General features: G+C 60.2%; 18 protein-coding genes. 15 read left to right on the top strand and 3 right to left on the bottom strand.

The features are described from left to right. A partial coding sequence (locus DXD48_RS10245) for a hypothetical protein (protein WP_233514973.1) occupies nt 1-293 on the top strand: 293 nt, incomplete at its 5' end. Between the two features lie 113 nt (nt 294-406). On the opposite strand, the gene DXD48_RS06465 is transcribed toward DXD48_RS10245, so the two are convergent. After that, entirely contained in the window at nt 407-2,170 is a 1,764-nt protein-coding gene (locus DXD48_RS06465; protein ID WP_117564471.1) for a hypothetical protein, read from the bottom strand. Between the two features lie 294 nt (nt 2,171-2,464). Between DXD48_RS06465 and DXD48_RS06460 the strand changes: the two genes are divergently transcribed. The 5 genes from DXD48_RS06460 (at nt 2,465) to DXD48_RS06440 (ending at nt 6,535) form a co-directional block, all read left to right on the top strand. After that, nucleotides 2,465-3,265 (top strand): SDR family NAD(P)-dependent oxidoreductase, encoded by an 801-nt coding sequence (locus DXD48_RS06460; protein WP_006235414.1) that lies wholly within the window; start codon nt 2,465-2,467, stop codon nt 3,263-3,265. A 434-nt stretch (nt 3,266-3,699) separates the two neighbouring features. Further along, on the top strand, nt 3,700-4,839 hold the full coding sequence (tgt, locus tag DXD48_RS06455) for a tRNA guanosine(34) transglycosylase Tgt (RefSeq protein ID WP_055250876.1): 1,140 nt from the start codon (nt 3,700-3,702) through the stop codon (nt 4,837-4,839). Nucleotides 4,840-5,052: 213 nt separating this feature from the next. After that, entirely contained in the window at nt 5,053-5,811 is a 759-nt protein-coding gene (locus DXD48_RS06450) for a TIGR00730 family Rossman fold protein (RefSeq protein ID WP_117564470.1), read from the top strand. Between the two features lie 113 nt (nt 5,812-5,924). Then, nucleotides 5,925-6,224: a type II toxin-antitoxin system RelB/DinJ family antitoxin gene (locus tag DXD48_RS06445; protein ID WP_055250873.1), complete on the top strand. Its 300-nt coding sequence runs from the start codon at nt 5,925-5,927 to the stop codon at nt 6,222-6,224. A gap of 2 nt (nt 6,225-6,226) precedes the next feature. Continuing rightward, nucleotides 6,227-6,535 (top strand): type II toxin-antitoxin system YafQ family toxin, encoded by a 309-nt coding sequence (locus DXD48_RS06440; protein WP_117564469.1) that lies wholly within the window; start codon nt 6,227-6,229, stop codon nt 6,533-6,535. A gap of 64 nt (nt 6,536-6,599) precedes the next feature. Here the strand turns inward: DXD48_RS06440 and DXD48_RS06435 are convergent, their stop codons facing one another. Further along, nucleotides 6,600-9,584 (bottom strand): DEAD/DEAH box helicase family protein, encoded by a 2,985-nt coding sequence (locus DXD48_RS06435; protein WP_158548945.1) that lies wholly within the window; start codon nt 9,582-9,584, stop codon nt 6,600-6,602. Nucleotides 9,585-9,850: 266 nt separating this feature from the next. Between DXD48_RS06435 and DXD48_RS10015 the strand changes: the two genes are divergently transcribed. Further along, complete coding sequence (locus tag DXD48_RS10015) at nt 9,851-10,102, top strand: hypothetical protein (RefSeq protein WP_147324151.1); 252 nt, start codon at nt 9,851-9,853, stop codon at nt 10,100-10,102. A gap of 221 nt (nt 10,103-10,323) precedes the next feature. Here the strand turns inward: DXD48_RS10015 and DXD48_RS06430 are convergent, their stop codons facing one another. Then, on the bottom strand, nt 10,324-11,184 hold the full coding sequence (locus tag DXD48_RS06430) for a DegV family protein (RefSeq protein WP_117564467.1): 861 nt from the start codon (nt 11,182-11,184) through the stop codon (nt 10,324-10,326). A 156-nt stretch (nt 11,185-11,340) separates the two neighbouring features. On the opposite strand from DXD48_RS06430, the gene DXD48_RS06425 reads away from it, so the two are divergent. The 8 genes from DXD48_RS06425 to DXD48_RS06390 all read left to right on the top strand — a co-directional run bounded on the left by DXD48_RS06425 (nt 11,341) and on the right by DXD48_RS06390 (nt 20,317). Continuing rightward, a complete protein-coding gene (locus tag DXD48_RS06425; RefSeq protein WP_117564466.1) occupies nt 11,341-12,003 on the top strand; it encodes an HAD hydrolase-like protein in 663 nt (220 codons plus the stop codon). Between the two features lie 54 nt (nt 12,004-12,057). After that, nucleotides 12,058-13,494, top strand: a complete 1,437-nt coding sequence (locus tag DXD48_RS06420; protein ID WP_117564465.1) for a M20 family metallopeptidase — start codon at nt 12,058-12,060, stop codon at nt 13,492-13,494. A 319-nt stretch (nt 13,495-13,813) separates the two neighbouring features. Then, nucleotides 13,814-14,752, top strand: a complete 939-nt coding sequence (locus tag DXD48_RS06415; RefSeq protein WP_117564464.1) for a phosphate ABC transporter substrate-binding protein — start codon at nt 13,814-13,816, stop codon at nt 14,750-14,752. 25 nt (nt 14,753-14,777) lie between these two features. Continuing rightward, nucleotides 14,778-15,686 carry a phosphate ABC transporter permease subunit PstC gene (gene pstC, locus DXD48_RS06410; protein ID WP_117564463.1) on the top strand — a complete coding sequence of 303 codons (909 nt, stop codon included), beginning with the start codon at nt 14,778-14,780 and terminating at the stop codon, nt 15,684-15,686. Next, complete coding sequence (gene pstA / locus DXD48_RS06405) at nt 15,679-16,605, top strand: phosphate ABC transporter permease PstA (protein WP_117564462.1); 927 nt, start codon at nt 15,679-15,681, stop codon at nt 16,603-16,605. Before pstC ends, pstA begins: the two co-directional genes overlap by 8 nt. Then, a complete protein-coding gene (gene pstB / locus DXD48_RS06400; RefSeq protein WP_117564461.1) occupies nt 16,602-17,477 on the top strand; it encodes a phosphate ABC transporter ATP-binding protein PstB in 876 nt (291 codons plus the stop codon). Before pstA ends, pstB begins: the two co-directional genes overlap by 4 nt. Nucleotides 17,478-17,680: 203 nt before the next feature. After that, nucleotides 17,681-19,540, top strand: coding sequence for an ABC-F family ATP-binding cassette domain-containing protein (locus DXD48_RS06395; RefSeq protein ID WP_117564460.1), 1,860 nt, complete (start codon nt 17,681-17,683; stop codon nt 19,538-19,540). 6 nt (nt 19,541-19,546) lie between these two features. After that, a complete protein-coding gene (locus tag DXD48_RS06390) occupies nt 19,547-20,317 on the top strand; it encodes a Cof-type HAD-IIB family hydrolase (RefSeq protein WP_117564459.1) in 771 nt (256 codons plus the stop codon). Nucleotides 20,318-20,370: the final 53 nt, after the last annotated feature.

The following is a 20,370-nucleotide window of genomic DNA, read 5'->3' as shown; positions in this document are numbered from 1 at the left end:
ATTTGTTAGTTACGCGGTTCTACGAACCGCGTAACCACTTGACGCTGCAAACCCGCCAGAGCGGCAATCTGCCTTTCAACTTCGGCGGCATGACCAGAAGGTCAATGCCGCCTCGTTTCAAGGCACCTTGCTCGCTCTGGCGGGTTTTCGCTGTCCGCGCCAAAACATCGGTGTTGCCGTGGTTCAACCTGCCAAAAAGGGACAGGTTTATTTTGGCAGGTTTTATCTGGGCAAACGTTGCTGGTACAATGGGGACTGGTTTATATGCACCAAGTTGGTGCAAAGTGGCCTGACCCCTTTGCACCAATCAAAAAGTTGCGGTGAAATAGTTCTTGAATTGGCCTTTTTGAGGGCTAAACAGGAACTATCTCACCGCAACTGCGTTGGGGCGTTTTTGGTAACTGGCTTACTTGCTCATGAACAGCCAGATCAGGACGATCGCGAGGATTACGGCGACAATGCAGACGATGGCGCCGGTGAATTTGACGCGTGAGTCGCGGGTGCGCTCGCGCACGTCGTCCTCGGCGGCTTCGAGTTGAGCCGCTTCGCGCTCGGTTTCGGCGTACTCGGCCTTATCGCGGACCAGAGATCCTGCGAGCGATTCGGTAATCTCGGGATGGTCGTGCACCTCGGTCGCCTGTTCGATGATCGACTGTGCATGTGCGGCATCTGCTTGGGCGTTGGCGATGGTCTGCTCCTGGTCGCGGCGCGCCTTGTCCTCGGCAGCGATCTTCTCGCGCAGTTCGCGCTGACGAGTCGCGGCGGCGGTCTTCGCCGTCTGCAGCTCGTCGCGCGCGGCATCGGCTTCGGTCGTCACGGCTTGGTGCGCGCGTTTTGCGTCGGCGATAGGGGCTTGAGCCTGCTCGACGGCCTGCTCGGCTGCGGCAAGCGAGTGCTCAAGGTCGGCGGTGATGCGCGGGACATCTTCTTCGGCTTTACGCAGGGCATCTGCCGTGTCGGAAATCTGCATCGAGAGCTCGCTGGTGCGCACCGTATAGTTGGCGGGATTTGCCGAGGGATTGCGTTGCAGCTCGGCATACTCATGACGCAGCGTCTCGAGCTGGGCGCGCGTGGCGTCGACGGTTTGTTGTGCGGCGGCAATGCCGGCGTCTCGCTCTGCCTTCACCTTGTCGCGGATGCGCTTGGAATCCTCAAGACGTCGAACGAGGCGGTTGCCGGTCTCGCGTGAGCTCGCCTCGCGGGCCTCCACGGCGTCGAGCGCGGCCTTCAGGCGGAGCTCAGTCGCGTCATCCTCTGTCTTCATTTGTTCGAGCTGACCCTTGAGCTCTGTCGCTTTGGAGGCGTGGACATCACGGTCAATCTCGGCGACCGCTGCAGTCTTTTGGGCCGTGGCAATCGCCTGGCGCTGGTCGGCGACGATCTGGTCGTAGCGGCCTGCGATATCCTGGCGCGTCTCGAGTTCCTCGGCCTGATCGGCAATGCGCTGCTCAAGTTCGGCCAGGTGGGCGCGGGCATCGGCAAGTGCCTTTTTCGCGGCGTTCATCTCGCGCATGGCCGAGGCGCCCTGGGCGATAAAGGTGCCCACGGCGTTCGCAGTGTTCGAGACAGCGGTCCCCAGATCGCGGCTCGCGGCGGGGGAGTGCGGGGCAGTCGGGCGAGCGGTGTCGGCAGCGTCCGCATCGGCAGTCTGCGGCACGGCGATATTGCCGGTACCGCCTTCGATCACAGAAAAGCCTGCTGCGTGCGGGTCGACCGCATCGGTGCCAATCGTGGGATGCTCGAGCTGCAGAAACGAGGGCATGGTGCTGCCCTGGTCGGCAACCGGAGTCTCGCCGGGTACGAAGGTCGAGGCTGCCTCGGCGGCCTCCTCTTCCTCGGCGTCAACGTCAGCGTCGGCCACGGCGTCTTTCATCGCTTTGACGGCATCCATCATGGAGTCCATGACGGCGTCGAGCTCTTCTTCCGAAGAAACCTCGATAGGGCCCGCAGCTTGCGGAGCAGCATCCTGTACGGGGCGGTCGTCCTGAGCGGGCGCATCGTCGTTTTGCTCGTCTGCATCTTCGGCGCCAGGGGTTTCCGCCGTAGCGCTTTCGTCCAAGAATGGGCCGTCGAGGTCAATATCATCGCAGGTCACAGCGTCGGCATCTGCAGTGACGTCTGCGGAATCATCAATATGCTGTTGAGTCTGGGGGTCCAGCTCGTCTGTCATAGGCATGTGCTCCTCATCGTTGTTTGTCACCCTATGATAAAGTCTCGCGCCGACATCCCGCGCGCTGCAGCAAAGTTTCAAAACGTGTTCGATGGCTCGCGTCGATAGCAAAAACTCGGCCACTTTATCCAGTTTGTACTTGACATTCCCTTCGCCGAAAGACGTTGCGCCGTTCGCCTGCCAGGGGCTTTATTTTTCACTTGAACCCGCTAAAGTTGCATTTCAGCTTTTGGCGCGTGAAGTTGGATGCGCGCAGTCGACGGGCAGGCCCGTCGCGATTTGAAAGGACTTTATATGGGACTTTTCACTGGTAAGACCGTGATCGTCACCGGCGGCGGCAAGGCCACGCTCAAGGACGGCTCCGCTGGCTCCATCGGCTACGGTATCGATATCGCTTTTGCCAAGGAGGGCGCAAACCTCGTCATTACCGGCCGCAACGTTGCCAAGCTCGAGGCTGCCAAGGAATCCCTCGAGGCCGAGTACGGCGTCAAGGTTCTGCCTGTTCAGGCCGATGTCTCGGCTGGTCAGGACAACGAGGCCGTCGTCCAGAACGTCATCGACAAGGCTATTGAGGAGTTCGGCCGCATCGACGCCGTCGTCAACAATGCTCAGGCCAGCGCCTCGGGCGTGACCATTGCCGATCACACCATGGATCAGTTTAACCTGGCCATTTACTCTGGCCTGTATGCCACCTACCTGTACATGCAGAAGGCCTACCCGCACCTGAAGGAGACCAAGGGCTCCGTGGTCAACTTTGCTTCGGGCGCCGGCCTGTTTGGCAACTATGGCCAGTGCAGCTACGCCGCTGCCAAGGAGGGCATCCGCGGACTGACCCGCGTCGCTGCCAACGAGTGGGGCAAGGACGGCATCAACGTCAATATCGTTTGCCCGCTTGCTTGGACCGCTGCGCTCGAGAACTTCCAGGATGCCTATCCCGAGGCGTTCAAGGCCAACGTCCACATGCCGCCGGCTGGCCACTACGGCGACGTCGAGAAGGAAATCGGCCGCGTTGTCGTTCAGCTCTGCGGTCCCGACTTTAAGTATATGAACGGCGAGACCGTCACCCTCGAGGGTGGCATGGGCCAGCGTCCGTAGGGGTTACGGCGTTTTACCAAACGCCGTAACGGGCCGACGCTGCGCGGTCACCAGGGCGACAACTTGTCATTCAAAGAGGGCGGCATGACCAGAAGGTCAATGCCGTCCTCTTTTCATGCCAATTTGTTCGCCCTGGTGACCGCTCGCTGACGTTGCCAGAGCATCGGCGTTGCCTTGATGTAGTCGTTGGGGACGTTCTTAAATGACTAGTCGAAAGGGACACTCTTGCCGGCACTTGGGGACAGTCCCTAAGTGCCGACAGATTGGGACACTCCTTTGTAAGATGGCGCTGAAGACTGTCCCCAACAACTAGTCGTTTAAGAACGTCCCCAACGACTAGTCGTTTAATGCACCAGTTTCTGTCGAGTCGGTGCGGTTCGATGGTTGCTCGTATAATGGTTTGCGTATGAACCGCAACCAAGGAGTTCCAGTTTATGGATCAAAACCTGTTTAAATTCGACCTGATCGCCGAGGACCCGACAACGCACGCGCGTGCCGGCGTACTGCACACCCCGCACGGCGACATCGAGACGCCGATTTTTATGCCCGTGGGCACCAAGGCAAACGTCAAGGGCATTCCTACCGAGACTGTCAAGAAGCTCGGCGCCCAGATCGTGCTCGCCAATACCTATCATCTGTCCATGCGTCCCGGCGAGGACACCATCGCCGAGCTGGGCGGCCTGCACAAGTTCATGAACTGGCACGGCCCCATCCTCACCGACTCGGGCGGTTTCCAGGTCTTCAGCCACAACGATGCCGTCAAGCTCACCGATGAGGGCGTGCGCTTTATCGTCAACGATTACGACGGCCGCCACGTGTTTTGGACGCCCGAGGACAACATGGAAATCGCCATGAAACTCGGCTCCGATATCTGCATGCAGCTCGACCAGTGCCCGGGCTATCCCGCCACGCGCGCCTACGTTGAGCGCGCCGTTGAGCTGTCGAGCATGTGGGCCGAGCGCTGCTATAAGGCGCATACCCGCGATGACCAGGCGCTCTTTGGCATCGTTCAGGGCGGCATGCACCTGGATCTGCGCCTGCGTTCGCTGCGCCATCTGGAGGAGTGCGGCGACTTCCCGGGCTATGGTATCGGTGGCTATTCGGTGGGCGAGGATCACGAGACCATGTTCGAGACCCTGGCGCCGCTCGTGAGCGAGTACATGCCCAAGCATAAGCCGCGCTACCTGATGGGTGTCGGCAACCCGACCACGCTCGTGCGCGGCGTTGGCGTGGGCATCGACATGTTTGACTGCGTGCTGCCGACGCGCACCGGCCGTATGGGCACGGCATTCTCCAGCGAGGGTCGCCTCAACTTCCGCAACGCTCGCTTTGCGCACGACGACGGTCCCATCGATCCCACCTGCACCTGCCCGGTGTGCACGGGCGGTTACAGCCGTGCGCTCATCCGTCACATGGTCACGCAGAAGGAGATGCTCGGCGGCATTCTGCTTTCGATGCACAACATCTACTACCTGCTCAACCTTATGCAGCGGGCCCGCCAGGCCATTATCGAGGGCCGCTACGGCGCGTTCGTGAGCGACTGGATGAACAGCCCTGCGGCGGTGGATTACTAAGAGCAGCACGGGCGCTTGCAGAGCGCGGGCAACGGCAAGGGGCGAGCGCCGGCCGGTCATCACGTTTGCTAACACCGCTTGCGCGACCGATGACCGATAGCTTGCAAGCACTTGATGCATCGTGGGTACCATACCGAATAGTTGATGTTCGGGCGGGTGTTTGACGCATGGCGTCGACCCCGCCCGCTTTTCTTTTTCTCGATAGGAGTACCCATGATTAAGAATGAGAACGTCGAGGGCGAGCCTGCCTACGACGAGACGTACCGCCGCGGCCCCGTGGTCATGCGCGGCCCCATGATTCCCAAGGACAACACCTACGCCAACCTGCTGGCGCCCGAGGACTCGACCGACTGGTTGCACACCGACCCCTGGCGCGTGCTGCGCATTCAGGCAGAGTTCGTTGATGGTTTTGGCGCACTTGCCGAGCTTGGTCCTGCGGTGACCATCTTCGGCAGTGCCCGCACGCCCAAGACCGATCCGCTCTACAAGGCGGCACGCGCCGTTGGCCGCAAGATCGCCCAGCGCGGCGTGGCGGTTATCACCGGCGGTGGTCCCGGCGTCATGGAGGCGGCCAACAGGGGAGCGGCGAGCGCCAACGGCAAGTCGGTCGGCTTGGGTATCGAGCTTCCGCACGAGCAGGGGCTCAATAAATACGTGAACCTCGGCATGGACTTCCGCTACTTCTTTGTGCGCAAAACCATGTTCGTTAAGTACAGCTCGGGCGCCATCGTATTTCCCGGCGGCTTTGGCACGCTCGACGAGATGTTCGAGGTTCTCACGCTGGTGCAGACGCACAAGGTCAAGCGCATGCCGCTCGTGCTGGTGGGCACCGAGTACTGGCAGGGCCTATTCGACTGGCTCAACGGCCCGGTGATGAGCACCGGTATGATTAGCCCGCTCGATCCGGATCTGGTACACATTACCGACGACCTCAACGAGGCCGTTGACATTGCGCTCAGCGGGCTGATGTAGATCAATCGTGCCCACGCGACATGAATACGCATGGCAATCTGATGTTATCTAACATCAGATTGCCATTTATATTGGGTATACTGGTGTAAAAGACGAGGGCGAGGAGGTCGCAAATGTCTACAGCAACAGTTAAGCCTACGACGGTTCGAATCGAAGAGGGGCTCAAGGAGCAGGCGACTGAGTTCTTGGATTCGGTCGGCCTCAGCCTCAATTCCTATCTCAATCTTGCCGTTCGGCAGCTGGTAAATCAGCGAAAGATTCCTTTTGAGATTGTAGGAAGGGCGGAGGTGCCCAACGAGGTGACGAGGCGCGCCATGGTGATCGCCGAGGCTCATGAGCTGGGGATTTTGCCGGACGATAGCCTGTCATTCAATAACGCTGATGAGCTTATGTCATTCCTCGATGAGGAATAGCGATGTTCGAGATTAAAGTCGAGGCTCAATTTAAGGTGGACTACAAACGAACGATGCGCATGCATCCGCAGCTAAAAAGTGAGTTTAAAGCGGCGGTTGCAGAGCTTGTGGCTCATGGGTCACTTCCGGCGGAGTATGGCGCCCACGAGCTCTCAAACCCGGGCGGAAACTACAACGGCCACATCGATTTCCACCTATCCGATGGCTTGGTCGATGTGGTCGTTCTTTATTTGCCGCATAAGACTAATCCTGTGATCCGGCTGGTCAGAATGGGCTCGCATGAGGAGCTGTTCCAGGGTCCGCAGGGCTGATTGCTCGCTTATGATTCGCGGGGGAATAGGGATTGATTCGCGGCCGATTGGCCAAAAACGGCCCCTATTCCACCGTAACTGTTGGAGACATCCCGTTCGTGGCTGCGACCTCCGGTTCTCCTCTTCGCTGGATTTCGCTTAAAAACTCGGCTGCAACTTCGCTGCTTTTGAAACGGATGCTGCAGTCCTCTTTCTTAGGAAAGGCCAGTAATGGAATAGTTCCGTACCAGACGGTTTCCTCGTCAATTACTGACGCGCATAGGCGCCCTTCGGCTTTGATGGAATAGTCGACGTTCATCTCGGTAAAAATCGCTTTCACGTCATTGTGCGGAGTCGAGGCAATTGAAATCTCAAGGGCAATCCCACGGGCGGCGGCGCCTGTGAGTACGGCAGCGAGCTTTGCGAGGCATGCAGCGGATGCGTAGGGCGCGGCAATAAAAATGCTTTTCATTGCGCGCGCGATGTCATCCGCTAATGCCTCCATGGCCCTTGCCGGCCTAACGAGGATGTTTTGATCGGCCCGTTTGTTGTCATTTGCTGCAAAGACTTCATACCCCAGCTTGGCGTAGGTCTTGAGTCTCTTCTGGTACATGCGCGCGAGCATGGGTATCGACAAATCAACATAGTCGAATATCTCAACCCGCTGCTTGCCCTCGTGACTTCTATGTAGTCTGCCTGCCTGCTGCGTTATGCTGCCGTCCCAAGATATCGGTGTGGCAATGAGCAGAGTGTCAAGGTAAGACAGGTCGAAACCCTCGCCCAGAAGGCCTTCGGTTGCGATGATAATTCGATGCTCATGCTCGAAGCCGGGAAGGCTGTTCAGTATTGCCTTTCTTTCTTTGGCGTCGATTTCTCCGGTTAAGAGTATAGGTTCGTGTCCGCGGCTTTGAAGCAGTCTACATAGCTCTTCGGCATGTTTTTTCCTTTTGGATAGTACAAGCGGATGTCGACCGTTTGACGCGGTCTCGAGGGCATCGTCGACAATTGCTTTGTTTCTCGCTGTGTGCGCACACAGGAGATCGAGAACTTGATTAAAGGATGCTCCCGGTTCGTAGGCGGGTAGTCGAACTCCGGTAAAACGCGGTCTAACAACGCGCTGAATCCCCTGTTGGATCGCCTGCGTTTTTGGATCGATGACATGGCGAAGCGGGCCGCATAGCATTGAGAGCGCCTGCGTGAGTCCGTCCGAACGCTTGGGCGTCGCGGAAAGGCCGTATACATATTTGGCTGGAGCGGACTTGAGGACGAGCTCGAGCTGTGGCGCGGCCGCATGGTGACATTCGTCACAGATGATGAGACCGTAATCGCGAACGAGCTCCTTGGCTATTGGTTCTCCAGTCTGGGGGTCCTTGCTGGACAGAGACTGGAATGAAGCAATGTCGATGAGACGGCTTATGGCGGTTTTGCCTCCTCCGATTTGGCCAATGAGCGGAGGCTGCCTTTTACTGATTCGTCCTTTTGAGGTCCGGACTGGCTCTCGGTTGTCCGTGATGTCGAGAAAGCGTTCGAGCTGGGATTTCCATTGGGCAATGAGCGCGGTCTTGGGAACGATGACGAGCGTTGGAAGACCGATGGCAGCAATAAGATAGGCTCCAATGACGGTTTTCCCGAAACCCGTCGGCGCAGACATGATTCCGTCTTCATAGCCGAGCATCTGTTCAGCGGCAATTTGCTGTTCAGGGCGAAGCGTCCCTTTAAATGCCATCCCAATTGGATTGCCCGATACGCGCTTGTCTGAATAGTGGGCAGCAACGCCGGCTTCTTGAAGCAGCCGCTCAAGTTGAGCCTTGCAGCCTCTGGGGATCGCGACGCAGCCATCTCTAAGTTCGCTGAGGTCTATGTACCGCGGTTTGCCGAATACTGATTGATGCATTGATTGCGCACGGAAGAATTCCGGGTTGGCAAATGTTGCAAGCCTGCGGACTTCCATTTGGGCTGCGGGACTCAGGGACTTTTCGGTAATGTAGAGCATATCAGCTTGCGTGACGGGTAGCGATGGCGGGAAGTCCCGCTGCGTGAGCGGAAGCCGCTTTCGCGGCCTCTGGGAATGCGGTGCGGCGGTGTTTGCCGCCACTGCAGCTGATAATCCATGCGGTCTATTGTCGATGCTCTTGAGCAGACTTTTCACCATCGTACGCGGGATCAACTGGATTTGCGAAAGATAAAGCCATTGATCGGGAAAGGGCTCAAATTGCTCGTCAACAAATACGCTGTTTCCTTCTCGCTGCGCTTTTCCTTGAAAGGGCAGCGCTATGAGATTTCCGAAGCCACCCTCAGGAATGGTGGACTGCGCGGGCATCATTCGGTCAAAAGCTTCGAAGGTGATTGTCTTGTTGAGCATCGCCGCCTCGGCGATAAGGCTGCTTCCAAAATCTCTTGCGGTCTTTGCGCCGGTGAGCTCTAGGAAGAAAAACCAGACATGTGCGCCGTTGCCTGATCTCGATCGCTCAACTGCAGCATCGATTCCATGGCTTTTTGCGACAAGCCGAATGGCGTTTGCCGCTTCTTTCCAATCGGCTCCGTCAAAATCAATGACCAGAACTTTTGTGTTGCTGTCACTGTCGAGAACATACTGACCTATGACGTCTCGGAGCCTGTCGTCGCTGCCTTTGAAATGGTCAATGATCGCGGCATTGCTCAACTCGGGGAAGACGCGGCTACCGCATTCCGCGCATTTGACCCTCTGATGGCTTGCCTTGGGACAAATGCCCGGTTTCCACTCATTTGCGCAGGCGGGTGTATAGCCGATACCCCCGTCTTTTCTGCGGTACCCATGGGCGTAAACATCTTTGCGGCCAGTAAAGAGATTGCGAAAGAGCTCGAGTTTTTCGCGCGCTGAACTCGTGCTGGTGACGAGGCCCTTAACCTGCGCTCGCTTGCCGAAAGATTTTCCGGCTTTCTCCCATTCTTCGAGCGTTGCGTAGCGGATGTCTGGGCCGTTGCTGCAGATGACGATTTGGCTGTGCGGCTCCGATACGTGAGAGACTGCTTCCTTGAATTGGAATAACGCGTCCCCGATGAGGGCGTATTGATGCGTGACGGTGCTCATGTAAATGCCGTTCTTCTCATGGTCCATTGAGATGAGGGTACGTTATTTTGGTTTTTTGGGCGCTCGATTCCGATTTAGGTTCGGTGATAGTGGAATGCGACTCCGTGAGTGGTGTTCAGCTGGTGTCAAAATGTGCGGCGGCTGTTGCTGAATGGGTTTGAGCGGCTATGAGGCGGGCTGGAGACCCCGGGAGTCGCCCTCGAATAGACCCTGTGGGCAAAAAATGGCAAATATGAGTACTGTTGTTGGGGTAGTATCATATCATCTTGAACGTATTTAAGACCAATCGGCCGAAATTTGATATAACCAACCCTCTCGACATGGCGATTCGGGACTTTATGACGCTCGGAATTGGTGGAAGACGGCATATTCAGCCAGATTTCGCTGTTACTAAACTGGTAACAGTACTCATATTTGCCATTTTTTGCCCAGAGGGTATCGCAAGGGGGTTGGACAAAGCATCGATCGCCGCCAATTTCTCGATTGGCTGGTTGGGCGGCAATGAAGTTGCGGCGTAATGGGAAGCGGTTCGCGGCTTTTCGGCTCAAGCGGTCACCGTCCCGCCGCAACTCTTAAAGCAACGCCGGTGCGCTTTGAGTTGGGGCGCGCCGGCGTGACGGCTTTGCTGGGGCTGGTTGCACCATGGCTGTTCGACAGCCCCGACAGGCCCGATCTTGTCGGACAGGTCTGTTAGCGTTTAACGTTTGCCCAGATAAAACCTGCCAAAATAAATCTGTCCCTAATTGGCAGGTTGGTAGCGGGGGCAATAGCTGATGGCGATGGCGTCGACGCCTACGTGGGTGGCGATGGTGCAGCCGATGGGGCCGGTGCCGGCGTCTACGTAGTCCTGGCCTGCGAGTGCTTCATTGACAAGCTCCTGCTCCTCGGCGGCGCCGGTCGTGAGCACGCGCACGCTCGAACCCGGGTGTTCAGCCAAAAACGCGAGGCAGTCGGCCATGGTGTTGGCGACGATGCGCTTGGCGCCGCGGCCCTTCTTGACGGCCTTGATCTCGCCCGACTGCCACTCCGGCGAAACGGCCAGGCGAATGTTGAGCATCTGCGTGAGCTGGCCGGCGAGCTTGGGCGCGCGGCCGTTCTTAACGAGGTTCTCGAGCGTGCGGGGAATCAGTAGCAGGTGGGCGTCGGGCAGCGTCGCGCGAATCTGTGCCTCGGTCTCGTCCAGGCTGCGGCCGTCCTCGCGCATGGCCAGCGCGTACTCCACCAGCAGGCCCTCGGCGCCCGAGCCGGTGCGCGAATCGATGCAGCGCACGTCGAGCTCGTGGGTCTCGGCCACCAGGCTGGCGTTGGCATAGCAGGCGGACCACTCGCTGCACAGCGAGATAAAGATCGCGCTATCGTGGCCGTCGGCGAGCACGCGGTCAAAGAGTGCCTTGAACTCGCCGGCGCTCGGCTGCGAGGTGTGCGGCAGCTGCTCGGAGCCGGCCATGCGGGCGACGTATTCCTCGGCGGTAATCTGCACCTGGTCGAGCAGGTCCTCGCCCTCGATAATCACATGCAGCGGAATCACGTAAATGCCGAGCTCTTGGGCACGGGCGGGGGAGATGTCCGACGTGGAGTCGGTTATGATGGCAAAAGACATAATTGCACCTTTCGTTGGGGCGCGGCAGCGCCGCCTTCTGAAAGCAAAGTGCGACAAGTATAGTGGAGTTGCTCTACATTGCTAGGTTCAATTGTTGAATAGTCAACAGTTTGAAGCGGTGGTGTGGAAATCATCAACTGGGGAAGAAGGGTGCCGATGGCGGCATTGCAACTTTGCGAGCGGCCGGTTGTGCTGTTCGATTTTGACGGCACGGTGGCCGATACGGGTCGGGCAGTGATGACCTCGACGCGCAAGACGCTGGCTGCGCGCGGGTTTTCGGAGACGCAGATGGGTGATCTGCGCCGCATGATCGGGCCGCCCCTGTGGAAGAGCTTTCACGACTTTTACGGCTTTTCCCGCGAGGAGTCGCTTGTGGTGGCCGATGAGTACCGCGCCTTTTTTGATGAACTGGGACCGGAGGAGTATCCCGTGTTCAATGGGGTCCCCGAGCTGCTGGATGGGTTGGTCGCCCAAGGCAAACGTATGGCCGTGGCGACGTCGCGCATGGAGGCCAAGTGCATCGACATGGTGCATGAGCTCGGGCTCTCTCAGTTTGAGGCGGTGATTGGCATGAATCCGCCGCAGGGACGCGAGACCAAGGCCGATTCGGTCCGCGACGCCCTGGCGGCGCTTGGCGCGACTGCCGACGAGGCCGTGATGATCGGCGACCGCTTTAACGACGTGGAGGGCGCGCACGCGATGGGCGTGCCGTGCATCGGCATCTATTCGGGCGCGGCGGCGCCGGGCGAGCACGAGGCAGCGGGTGCCGATGCGGTGGTGCACTCGGTGGCAGAGCTTGCTAAACTTTTCGCTATCTAATGACGTAATGTGAGGGACGGGCGTGCCCGTCGCTCATTGCTAAGGAGGTCGTCCATGAATCAGGTGGAGCAGAGCGTCGCCGAGTATGTCGACGAGGTCTGGGATGATGTCGTCGCCGATATCGAGCAGCTGGTGAGTTATCCGTCCGTGGCAGTTTCTGCCGATGCGGAGCCCGGCGCGCCGTTTGGCCGCCCGGTCCGTGATGCGCTCGATTGCGCGCTCGGCATTGCGCAGAAGCTCGGCTATCAGACGAGCGACGACGAGGGCTATGTGGGAATCGCCGATATCCCGGGCCGCGGCGACAAGCAGCTCGCGACTATCTGCCACGTGGACGTGGTTCCCGCCGGCCCTGGCTGGAACACCGACCCGTTCGCCATGGAGCGCCGCGAGGGCTGGCTGCTCGGTCGCGGCGTGATTGACGACAAGGGCCCGGCAGTGCTGTCGCTCTACGCCGGCGCTTATCTTATCAAGCACGGCATTACCCCGCGCTATACCTTCCGCGCGCTGCTGGGCTGCGATGAGGAAGTGGGCATGTCCGACGTTCACCATTATCTGGAGAACCACGCGAACCCCGACTTTCTGTTTACGCCCGATGCCGAGTTCCCGGTCTGTAATGCCGAAAAGGGCCAGTTTGGGGCGACATTTGTGAGCTCCAAGATCGACGGCGGGCGCATTGTGTCCTGGAGCGGTGCCGAGGCGAGCAACGCCATTCCGTCGCAGTCTATCTGCGAGCTTGCGATTGCCGCCGATGAGCTGCCGGCGCCGGTCGAGAACGGCGACCGCCTGGAGATCACGGCGCTCGATAACGGGCATGCGCAGATTTTCGCCCACGGCATTGGCGGTCATGCCTCGATGCCAGAGGGAACGATCAACGCCGTCGGGCTGATCGTGGCGTATCTGCGCGAGGCCGAGGATGCGTTTGGCGCCCGTGACGAGCGCCTGTTGACACCTGCGGAGCACGAGTTTGTCAAGTTTTTGGCTTTTGTGCATGCGGACGCCTATGGCCGCGGCTTGGGCATCGATGCGACGAGCCCCGCGTTTGGCCCGCTCACCTGCAATCCCGGCGTCATCCGTGTGGTGGATGGCCATATTGAGCAGGTCATCGACGTGCGCTTCCCCGACAGCACGAGTGCCGATACCATCCGCGAGCAGCTCGATCCGCTCGTGGGCCGTTTTGGCGTGACGTGCCGCGTGGGTCGTACAAAGGTGCCGTTCTCGGTCTCTGCCGACGACCCGGCCGTGAAGGCGCTCATCGATACCTACAACGAGTTTACGGGCAAGCATGCAGAGCCCTTTGCCATGGGCGGCGGCACGTACGCGCGCAATTTTGCCCGCGCCGTCTCGTTTGGTCCCGAGGAGACTGGCCTGGAACTGCCCGCATGGGGCGGCCAGATGCACGGCCCCAACGAGTGCGCCAACGAGGAACAGCTCAAGCAGGCGCTCAAGATTTATATCGTGGCGATCTTACGTTTGAACGAGCTTGAGCTTTAAGGCTGCGGCGTTTTAACAACTTAGCACCCCTTTCGTCCGGGCTTTTTAAGTTGCGGTGGAATAGTTCCTAGAATGGGCCATTTGATGGCCAAGCAGGAACTATTTCACCGCAACTTTGTTTTTATTGGTGTAAAAGGCGCGCCATGCTTGGCGCTGGATTGTTATCCGTTTGTAAAGGCTGGGCAGAGCTTGCGGTAAGGGTCTATCAAATGTCCGTAAGAAACCGCAGATAAGGCGGTTGTCGCCCGATCGAGACCGTATCTTTCCAAACAGCAAAGCGGGCAGGGTGCCCGCGAGTCGCATGTATGAAAGGAAGATCATGCTCGATCAGGCTTATTCTCGTCGTCAGTTCCTCGGCCTCGCTGGTGGTCTTGCCAGCATCGTCGGTCTCGGTCTCGTTGGTTGCGGCGGCTCCAACGCCGCCAACACCGCTGCTGAGGGCAGCGCCGCTGCTGCCGAGTCCGTCTCCGGCGAGGTGACCTACGACGGCGCCTCTTCGTTCCAGGCTCTCGTCGAGGCCGCTGCCGAGAAGTTCATGGACGCCAACCCCGACGTCTCCGTCTCCGGTTCGGGCAACGGTTCGGGCAAGGGCCTGACCGCTGTCGCCGCCGGCACCGTCACCATCGGCAACTCCGATGTCTTCGCCGAGACCAAGCTCGAGGCCGACCAGGTCAAGAACCTCGTCGACCATGAGGTCGCCGTCGTGGGCATGGGCCCCGTCGTCTCCAAGAACGTCAAGGTCGACGACCTGTCCCTCGAGCAGCTCAAGGGCATCTTCTCCGGCCAGATCACCAACTGGAAGGAGGTCGGCGGCGACGACGCCACCATCGTCGTCCTCAACCGCAAGGCCGGCTCCGGTACCCGCGCCACTTTCGAGGCCGCCGTCTTTGGTGACGAGGCCGTCGACTTTAAGGGCGACGCCGAGCTCGACAAGTCCGGCGACGTCCAGACTCAGATGGGCAGCACCGACAACGCCATCTCCTACCTCGACTTCTCGCACTTCGACGACTCCAAGTTCAACGCCATTAAGGTCGAGGGCGTCGAGCCCAAGAGCGCAAATGTCACCGACGACTCCTTTAAGATCTGGGCTACCGAGCACATGTACTGCGCGAAGGACGCCGACGAGGCCACCAAGGCCTTCCTGGAGTTCATGCTCTCCGACGACGTCCAGGGTAAGCTCGTCGAGGAGCAGGGCTTTATCCCCGTCTCTGCCATGAAGGTCGTCAAGGACGCCAGCGGCAAGGTCTCTGCTAAATAAGCAATCGCCCCCGGAAAGGTTTGCAATGGCAAAACAGCTGCCAAAGCGCGACCTTGAGAACGTGGGCCTGGGCGTCACGGGCGCGTGCGTAGCGCTCGTGACGCTTGTCGTTGCCGCGCTCATCTTTATGGTCGCCCAAAAGGGCCTCTCGGCTTTTCTCAAGGACGGCGTCTCGGTCGTCGAGTTCTTCACCGGCACCAAGTGGGACCTGGCCAACACAGCCGAAAACGGCCTGCCCTACACCGGCGCCCTGCCCCTGATCGTCACCTCGTTTGCGGTCATGGTGTTCTCCACGCTCATCGCGCTGCCCATCGCCATCGGCTCTGCCATCTTTGCGGTCGAGATCCAGCCTAAGTTTGGCTCCAAGGTCTTTCAGCCGCTTATTGAGCTTTTGACCGGCATTCCCTCGGTCGTCTTTGGCCTGATTGGCTTTCACGTGGTCGTCGGTCTTATGAAGAGCGTTTTCCACGTAAGCACGGGTCTGGGCATCTTGCCCGGCGCCATCGTACTGGCGGTCATGATTCTGCCGACGATGACTACGCTTTCGGTCGACGGCCTGCGCGCCGTGCCCGATAGCTACCGTCAGGGCTCGCTCGCGCTGGGCTATACCCGCTGGCAGACCATCTGGCACGTGGTGCTCAAGTCCGCCATGCCGTCGCTCATGACCGCGGTCATCCTTGGTATGACCCGCGCCTTTGGCGAGACGCTCGCCGTGCGCATGGTTATCGGCGGCATCGAGGCCATGCCGACGTCGCTGCTGTCGCCTGCCTCGACCATTACCACCACGCTCACCACGTCCATGGCGGTCTATGCCGAGGGCTCGGCCCAGGACGACGTTCTGTGGGCGCTCGGTCTGCTGCTGATGGGCATGAGCCTCATCTTTATCCTGATCATCCACCTTATCGGCTGCAAGGGGGCGAAGGCTCGTGGCTAGCACGCGCATCCACATCGACGAGGCGAGACTCGGGCGTGTCCAAAGGCAAGACCGTATCGCCACGGGCGTGCTGACGGCGATTGTCGCCATCGTCATGCTTATCGTCGTCTCCATGGTGGCCTACATCCTGTTCGAGGGTATCTCGACGCTGTTCCAGCCGGGCTTTCTCACGCAGCCCGCACGCGCCAACGGAACGCAGGGCGGCGTGCTCTACCAGCTGTTCGACTCGTTCTATCTGCTGCTGATTACCCTGATCATCTCGGTGCCCATCAGCCTGGGCGGCGCGGTCTTCCTAGTTGAATACGCGCCCGACGGTCCCATTCGCGACATCGCCTCGACCGCCATCGAGACGTTGTCTTCACTGCCCTCCATCGTCGTCGGCATGTTCGGCTTTCTGGTGTTCTCGGTGCAGCTGGGCTGGAAGTACTCCATCATCTCCGGCGCCGTCGCGCTCACCATGTTCAACATCCCCATCCTGGTGCGCGTGATTCAGCAGGCGCTCGAGGACGTGCCGCAGGCCCAGCGCGATGCGTGCCTGGCCATGGGCCTCACTCGCTGGGAGGCCACACTGCACATCCTGATTCCCGAGGCCATGCCCGCCATCGTGACCGGCATCGTGCTTTCGGCCGGCCGCGTGTTTGGCGAGGCCGCGGCGCTGCTCTTTACCTCGGGCATGAGCTCGCCGGTCCGCCTCAACTTCTTGAGCTTTAACCTGTCGAGCCCCACCTGCGCCTGGAACGTGTTCCGTCCCGGCGAGTCGCTGGCCGTGCACATCTACAAGATCTATGGCGAGGGCAGCCCCGAGGCCCAGCAGATCGTCTGGGGCACCGCGGCACTGCTGATGATTTGCGTGCTGCTGTTTAACGTTGTCGCCCGTATCGTGGGCAAGCAACTGGCAAGGAAGATGACGGCCGAATGAGCGATATGAATGCAACGCCCGCAACCGAGGCGGCCACGTCCGACACCCCCCAGGACTTTCTGTCGAGCGTGGGGGAGAGCGAGAGGCGCGTGCGCGTGAGCGGCAAGGCCGTGAGCGACGAGGTCGTGCTCTCCGCCAAGGACGTCAACGTGTACTATGGCGACCACCATGCGCTGCACAATACGTCGCTCGACTTCCACAAGGGTGAGATCACGGCGCTCATCGGGCCTTCGGGCTGCGGCAAGTCGACCTTCTTGCGTAGCCTCAACCTGATGAATCGCGAGATTCGCCGCTGTCGCGTGGAGGGCGAGATCAACTACCGCGGGCGCAACGTGAACACCAAGACCGAGAACACGTACGAGCTGCGTCGCTCCATCGGCATGGTGTTCCAGCAGCCAAATCCCTTCCGCAAGTCCATTCGCGACAACATCACCTTTGCGCCCAAGCGCCACGGCATCACCGACCGTGACGAGCTCGACCGCATGGTCGAGGAAAGTCTGCGCGGTGCCGCGCTGTGGGACGAGGTCAAAGACAAGCTCGACAAGAGCGCCTACGCGCTTTCGGGCGGTCAGCAGCAGCGTCTGTGCATTGCGCGCACGCTGGCGCTCAACCCCGACGTAATCCTGTTTGACGAGCCCTGCTCGGCGCTCGACCCCATCTCGACGCTGGCGATCGAGGACCTCATGTCGTCGATCGTGGCCGACCGCGCCATCGTCATCGTGACGCACAACATGGAGCAGGCGTCGCGCGTGTCCAACCGCACGGCGTTTTTCTACATGGGCGATATGGTCGAGTACGACGAGACCGACGAGATTTTCCAACGGCCCAAGGATAAGCGGCTGAATGATTACCTCACCGGCATGTTCTCCTAGTCCGGGACATGCTTGAGGCCCGCGGCGGCCACGGTTGCCGCGGGACTGATTGGAGAGGCGGGTCATCTCTTGCGGGAGATGGCCCGCCTTTTTGTGTCGTGTGCTGGTGCGCTTGCCCAAAACCACCACGAAGGCGCCCGTCCCCTTTGTGGTGGTTTTCGCTATCATGGAGAACGTTGAATTTCTACGAAGGAGCAGGGCATATGGCGATTCTTTTGGGATGCGATTCCGTCAGCCTAGAGTTTCCCACCAAGCATATTTTCGATAGCGTGACGCTCGGCGTGGGCGAGGGCGACCGCATTGGTATTGTCGGTAAAAACGGCGACGGCAAGTCGACGCTGCTGAGCGTGCTCGCCGGCACGCTGGAGCCCGATGACGGACGCGTGACGCACCGCCGCGGCATCACGATCGGTCTACTCGGCCAAAAGGACCAGCTTGTCGATACCGATACCGTGCATCATGCCGTTGTGGGTGACGCCCCCGAGTACGAGTGGGCGTCGAGCCCCCGTACGCGCCAGATCCTCGCCGGCCTCATTAGCGATGTGCCCTGGGAGGGCATGGTAGGCGAGCTCTCGGGCGGTCAGCGCCGCCGCGTGGACCTCGCGCGCCTGCTGATCGGCGACTATGACGTGCTCGTGCTCGATGAGCCCACCAACCATCTGGACATGCGCACCATCAACTGGCTTGCGCGTCACTTAAAGGCCCGCTGGCAGCGCGGTCAGGGCGCGATGCTCGTGGTCACGCACGATCGCTGGTTCTTGGACGAGGTCTGCACCAGCATGTGGGAGGTTCACGACGGCCAGGTCGATCCCTTCGAGGGCGGCTATTCGGCATATATCCTGCAGCGCGTGGAACGCGACCGCATGGCCGCGGTTACCGAGGAGCGCCGTCGCAACATGGCACGTAAGGAGCTCGCGTGGCTGAGCCGCGGTGCCCAGGCGCGCTCCACCAAGCCCAAGTTTCGCGTGGATGCCGCTCGCGAGCTGATCGCCGACGTGCCGCCCGTGCGTGACGAGCTGGAGCTCAAGCGCCTGGCCGTGAGCCGCCTGGGCAAGCAGGTTATCGATGTGGTCGACGTGGACGCCGGCTATGCGGATACCGATGGCGCGCCCAAGCAGGTGCTCAACGACGTGACCTGGCTCATTGGTGCGGGCGACCGCTATGGTCTTTTGGGCGAGAACGGCGCCGGCAAGTCGACTTTGCTCGACGTGATCCAGGGCAAGATCGCGCCCCTGCGCGGCCGCGTGAAGATCGGCCAGACGGTGCGCTTTGGCGTGCTGTCGCAGCAGCTCGAGGAGCTCGAACCCTACATGGGCGACACGATCCGCGAGGTGCTCAGCCACTATAAGAAGTACTACGTCATTGACGGCAAGGAGACTTCACCCGAGAAGCTCTGCGAGCGTCTGGGCTTTACGACGCAGCAGCTCTGGAGCCGCATCGGCGATCTTTCGGGCGGCCAGCGCCGTCGCCTGTCGCTGCTGCTGACGATCCTGGACGAGCCCAACGTGCTCATCCTGGACGAGCCCGGCAACGACCTGGATACCGACATGCTGGCGATTGTCGAGGACTTGCTGGACGGCTGGCCCGGCACGCTGATTCTGGTGACGCACGACCGCTTTTTGATGGAGCGCGTGACCGACCAGCAGTGGGCGCTGCTCGACGGCCACCTGACGCATATGCCCGGCGGCGTCGACCAGTACCTGCGCCTGTGCAACGCCACCGCCGAGGGCGAGCCCGTGGGTGCACCGAGCGCCAAGACCGGTACGTTCGACACCGGTGCCGCGGCGGCTGCGGCCGAAAAGCCCAAGTCGAGCGGTCAGCCCAACGGCCTTTCCAATGCCGAGCGCCAAAAGCTCCGTCGTGAGGTGAGCTCGCTCGAGCGCAAGATGGAAACGCAGCGCGCTCGCGTGGAGGAGGCCGAGGCCGCCATGGCCCAGGTCGATCCCACCAACTACACGGCGCTGGGCGAGCAGCAGGCAAAGATCGACGAGGCCCACGCCGCCATGGACGAGCTGGAGATGGCGTGGCTCGAGGCGAGTGAAAAGCTCGAGGGCGAGGAGTAGGCGAGGATGATCAAGGCCGCGTTTTTTGATATCGACGGCACGCTGCTGAGCTTTGAGACGCACCGGATTCCGGCGTCGGCGCAGCAGGTGCTCGACAGCCTTCACGAGCAGGGGATTGCGTGCGTCATTGCCACGGGTCGCCCGACCTACCAGATGCCCGATTGGCTGTTCGATCTTGGTTGGGATGCGTACATTACGCTTTCGGGCCAGCACTGTTTTGATGCCGAGGGCGTTTACCGTAGCTGCCCGATCGATCCGGACGACGTTGCGGTGATTGTGGACCAGGTGGCCGAGGGGCGCTACGACTCGCTGTGCATGCAGGGCGAGAACTCGTTTGTGAACCGCCTGTCCGAACGCGTGGTGACGGCCGGCAACAACGCGGGGATCGTCTACCACGAGGAGCCGTTTGAGCACGCCTTTGAAGCGCCGGTCTACCAGTTTTGCGCCTTTGTGGATCCTGCCGACGAGCATATCGTGACCGATGCGGTGTCGCATTCGCTCACTACGCGCTGGTGCGACCTGTTCTGCGACATTATTCCCGCTAACGGCGGCAAGGACCTGGGCGTGGCAGCGACGCTGGAGCGCCTGGGTGTCGACGCGAGCGAGACGATCGCCTTTGGCGACGGCGAGAACGACCTGTCGATGTTCTCGGCCGTGGGCACAAGTGTGGCCATGGGCAACGCGCAGGATACCGTGAAGGCCGCAGCGACCTACGTGACGACCGCCGTAGACGACGACGGCATTTACAACGCCGCCAAGCACTTTGGGCTACTGTAGCTGCGGCCGGCACTTGGGGACGTTCCTTTTAATATGAGCAGGACATTGTCAAG

It is taken from the genome of Collinsella sp. TM05-37 (assembly GCF_003436455.1).
Lineage (GTDB): Bacteria > Actinomycetota > Coriobacteriia > Coriobacteriales > Coriobacteriaceae > Collinsella.
The sequence above is the reverse complement of the archived record's forward strand: the minus strand, read 5'-3'. Positions and strand labels throughout refer to the sequence as shown.